This window comes from Pseudoalteromonas sp. S2893 (assembly GCF_005887105.1).
Taxonomy (GTDB): Bacteria; Pseudomonadota; Gammaproteobacteria; order Enterobacterales; family Alteromonadaceae; genus Pseudoalteromonas; species Pseudoalteromonas atlantica.
Window position 1 is genome coordinate 1 of the sequence record NZ_PNCY01000024.1, and the last position, 4,104, is coordinate 4,104.

Sequence of the window (4,104 nt, forward strand, 5' to 3'; positions counted from 1 at the left end):
ACCAAGTAGCTCGTGTGGGGGCGTGGTCTGTAAATTATCCACTATGTTCTCTTCCTTCACTTCTCGGTGGTGACATAATCACTTTTAAACGAAAGCATGAGCTAACTACGTAGCAGCGAGTTTACCTCGCGTTTTATATTGAATTTTTTCGCGGCATAAAGCCGCTGCTACTGCTATTGTGGGCTTCGCACTTTACGCTAAAAACGCGCCTACAAAACTCTAGCTACCCGCTACTATGGTATTAAAGCTGTCGTTGTCGTGTAGGCTGGCAAATGCACTTTCGTGTAGTAGCTCATTACGTAAGTTTGGCGAGTATTCAAGGGCCATTTTTATATCGGCTAATGCATCGGCATGTTTGTGTGTAAGTGCATACGCACACGCACGCTGCCAGTAGGCATAGCCGTAGTCGCTATCTATATCAATAGCTTGGTTACATAACTCAATGGCTTTGGCGGTTTCGTTTAGCTCTAATAATGCATCGGCTTTGTAGGCAATGGCTTCTACATCTTCTGGCTTACGTTTTAAAATTTCGTCAAATATTTCTATTTTGTTTGCAAAGTCGCTTTCTAGGTTTGCGCGCATCCATAACGAGTGCACCTCGTTAGTGACCGATATACGCTCTTGGTTACTGAGTATTTCTTCTGAGCGTACACGCAGTTTTTCTTCAAGAATTTTTAAGCGATCTTCGTACTCGTCAGTGATCACACTGACACGCGTATTTACTATGTCTTCTACTTTATTTTTAACATCGCGCAGCGAGTTCCAGCCTACTAAAACCAAAATAGAGGCCGTAGCAGTAATAATAAAAAACACGTTATTAATAGTGTCGGTGGTGTATATAAGCGCTCTGTCGGCGGTGTCTAACTGGGCGTGTGTAACTTGTTTTGTCACATCTTCGCGTAATTGTTGTTGGTCTTGGCGAACGGCTTTTAACTCATCAAGAATATAGCGTTCTAAAAGCGGTTTATACATGGGCTCATTTAATTGTGCTAACGCTTGTTGCTGTTGCTCTTCTGTTGGTGCAGCAGATTCTTGGGCATTAACAGTATTTAAAAGCGAAACAAAACAAACAAATAGAATAGTTATATAAAAACGCATGGGTACGCCTAGTTAATTATTAGTGACTAATCGCACTTTAACATGCAAGGCTTATTGGCACTAGGGCGTGTTTGCTTTGAACATTAAACAACTTAACAAAATCATACAACTGTTCACACAGCCTTAAAGGATTCTAAATTCTAGGCAAAAAAAACCAGCCCAATGTGGGCTGGCAAAACTGCTTAAAACAACAATAAATTGTCGCAGGGAAATAACAGGAGTGAGTGGTAATAATAATCAAGTTAATCTGAACATTTACTTAATTATTCAAAATAGATTTCAATAAGTTATAAAGTAAAGGTGCATTGGGCTTAGTAATGCACCTTTATAAACAACTTTAATTTCATGGTGAAGGGGGGGTATTCCAATGTGCGCTCAATTAAAAGCCACTTTCAAACCCTTCACATACCATTACGCGTTATCTATTTAATCCGATCACACTAATTGTGGAGTTTAAACTGTATTCATTAAACCAATGGTTTCAATCGATTTAATTCAAGTTAATACGCTGGCGAATGTAATATTAGGGGTCTATATTGTTTGAGCAGTAAATAAAAATTATGCACAAAATTAATAAACCTTAGCGTGTTACTTTAAATGTAAGCGCTGGGGCTTGAGTAAAATAGTTAAACTCTTCATTTAAAGTAAGGAGCTGAAAATGAGCAGCACTAAATCGGGTCAATGTCCCGTAATGCACGGTAGTAACTCAGTTATTTCTAAAGTAAACACAGATTGGTGGCCAAATACTCTAAATTTAGACATTCTTCATCAGCACGACACAAAATCAAACCCCTACGGCACAGACTTTGACTACGCCGAAGCATTCAAATCTCTCGATTTAGACGCAGTAAAAGCAGACCTAAAAACCTTTATGACCGATAGCCAAGATTGGTGGCCAGCCGATTGGGGTCATTACGGCGGCTTAATGATCCGTATGGCATGGCACTCTGCGGGTACGTACCGATTATCAGACGGCCGTGGTGGAGCAAGCACCGGTAACCAGCGTTTTTCGCCGCTAAATTCGTGGCCAGACAACGCAAGCCTAGACAAAGCGCGCCGCCTATTATGGCCAATCAAGAAAAAATACGGGAACAAACTATCGTGGGCCGACCTATTTATTTTAGCCGGTAACATGGCATACGAATCAATGGGCTTAAAAATTTATGGCTTTGCAGGTGGCCGTGAAGACATTTGGCATCCAGAAAAAGACATTTACTGGGGCGCAGAAAAAGAATGGCTAGCACCGAGTGATGAGCGTTACGACAACGTAGAAAAACCCGACACCATGGAAAACCCATTAGCTGCAGTACAAATGGGCTTAATTTACGTAAACCCAGAAGGCGTAAATGGGATACCCGATCCGCAAAAAACCGCGCAGCACGTACGTGAAACATTTGCTCGCATGGCAATGAACGACGAAGAAACCGCAGCGCTTACTGTAGGCGGTCACACGGTAGGTAAAACCCACGGTAACGGTAAAGCCGAGCACTTAGGCCCAGAGCCAGAAGCGGCCGACGTACACGAGCAAGGCCTAGGCTGGAACAGCACTAAAGAAGGCGGCTTTGGTCGCAATACCGTAACGTCGGGCCTAGAAGGCGCGTGGACTACCCACCCAACAAAATGGGATAACGGCTACTGCCACTTACTATTAAACTACGAGTGGGAACTAACTAAAAGCCCAGCAGGCGCGCACCAATGGGAGCCTGTAAACATTAAAGAAGAAGACAAGCCGGTAGATGTAGAAGACCCATCAATTCGTTTAAACCCAATGATGACCGACGCCGATATGGCCATGAAGGTAGACCCAATCTACCGTAAAATTATTGAACGTTTTAACAACGACTTTGAGTATTTTTCTGATGTGTTTGCCCGCGCGTGGTTTAAACTTACGCACCGCGACTTAGGCCCTAAAGCGTGTTACTTAGGTAAAGATGTACCAAGCGAAGACCTAATTTGGCAAGACCCAATTCCAGCGGTTGACTACACCCTATCTGATGATGAAATTAGCGAGCTAAAAGCACAAATTCTTGATTGTGGCGTAAGCGCAACTGATTTAATTACTACAGCATGGGATAGCGCACGCACGTACCGCGGCTCAGACCGCCGTGGTGGTGCAAATGGCGCGCGTATTCGCTTAGCTCCGCAAAAAGATTGGCAAGGTAATGAGCCAGAGCGCCTAGCAAGCGTACTTAGCGCCCTTGAAAAATTTAAAGCAGGTTTAGCTAAGCCTATCAGTATTGCAGATTTAATCGTATTAGGTGGCACGGCTGCTGTAGAGCAAGCTGCAAAACAAGCTGGTGTTGATGTAACAGTACCGTTTGCGCCAGGGCGCGGCGATGCAACCGACGAAATGACCGATGCCGAGTCGTTCGAACCGTTAGAGCCAGTACACGACGGCTTTAGAAACTACCTTAAAGGCGACTTTAGCGTATCGCCAGAAGAGCTACTTTTAGAGCGTAGCCAGTTAATGGGCCTAACAGCCCCAGAAATGACCGTACTGTTTGGCGGAATGCGCGTGTTAGGCACAAACTACGCAGGCAGCAAACACGGCGTATTTACCGATAACGTAGGTGCGCTTTCTACCGACTTTTTTGTAAACTTAACCGACATGGCCAATAACTGGAAACCGTCTGAGCCAGGTGTTTACAACATTGTTGAACGTAAAACAGGCACCATAAAATGGACCGCAACACGTATAGATTTAGTGTTTGGTTCAAACTCTATATTACGTGCACTAAGCGAATTTTACGCACAAGACGACAACAATGAACGTTTTGTACATGACTTCGTAAATGCATGGGTAAAAGTAATGAACGCCGACAGATTTGATCTTAAATAAATCAAAATTATAGGCACAAAGGGGAGCAACATAGCTCCCCTTTTTTATTGTCTAAATTTTAGTTCGTGGCCTGTAGGCACAGAGCTTGTTCAGGGTTGATGTACAGCTTTTCATTAATTGTAAATTAAATACCACCACCGAGGACACAGAGGCGCTTCGCGCTACTC

Annotated in this window: 2 protein-coding genes; one reads left to right on the plus strand and one right to left on the minus strand. The window is 43.6% G+C overall.

What is annotated here, in order from left to right; all coding sequences use genetic code 11:
* Positions 1-219: 219 nt before the first annotated feature.
* Positions 220-1,098 (minus strand): tetratricopeptide repeat protein, encoded by an 879-nt coding sequence (locus tag CWC04_RS12600; RefSeq protein ID WP_024032988.1) that lies wholly within the window; start codon positions 1,096-1,098, stop codon positions 220-222.
* A gap of 658 nt (positions 1,099-1,756) precedes the next feature.
* Here CWC04_RS12600 and katG point away from each other — a divergent pair.
* The gene (gene katG, locus CWC04_RS12605; protein ID WP_138685592.1) at positions 1,757-3,937 is read left to right on the plus strand and encodes a catalase/peroxidase HPI; all 2,181 of its coding nucleotides are present in this window, start codon (positions 1,757-1,759) and stop codon (positions 3,935-3,937) included.
* The last annotated feature ends 167 nt before the right edge of the window (positions 3,938-4,104 follow it).

What these genes read in the sequence shown, in the direction of transcription:
- CWC04_RS12600 (WP_024032988.1), bottom strand. Translation starts at nt 1,098, where the DNA reads ATGCGTTTTTATATAACTATTCTATTTGTTTGTTTTGTTTCGCTTTTA.
- katG (WP_138685592.1), top strand. Translation starts at nt 1,757, where the DNA reads ATGAGCAGCACTAAATCGGGTCAATGTCCCGTAATGCACGGTAGTAAC.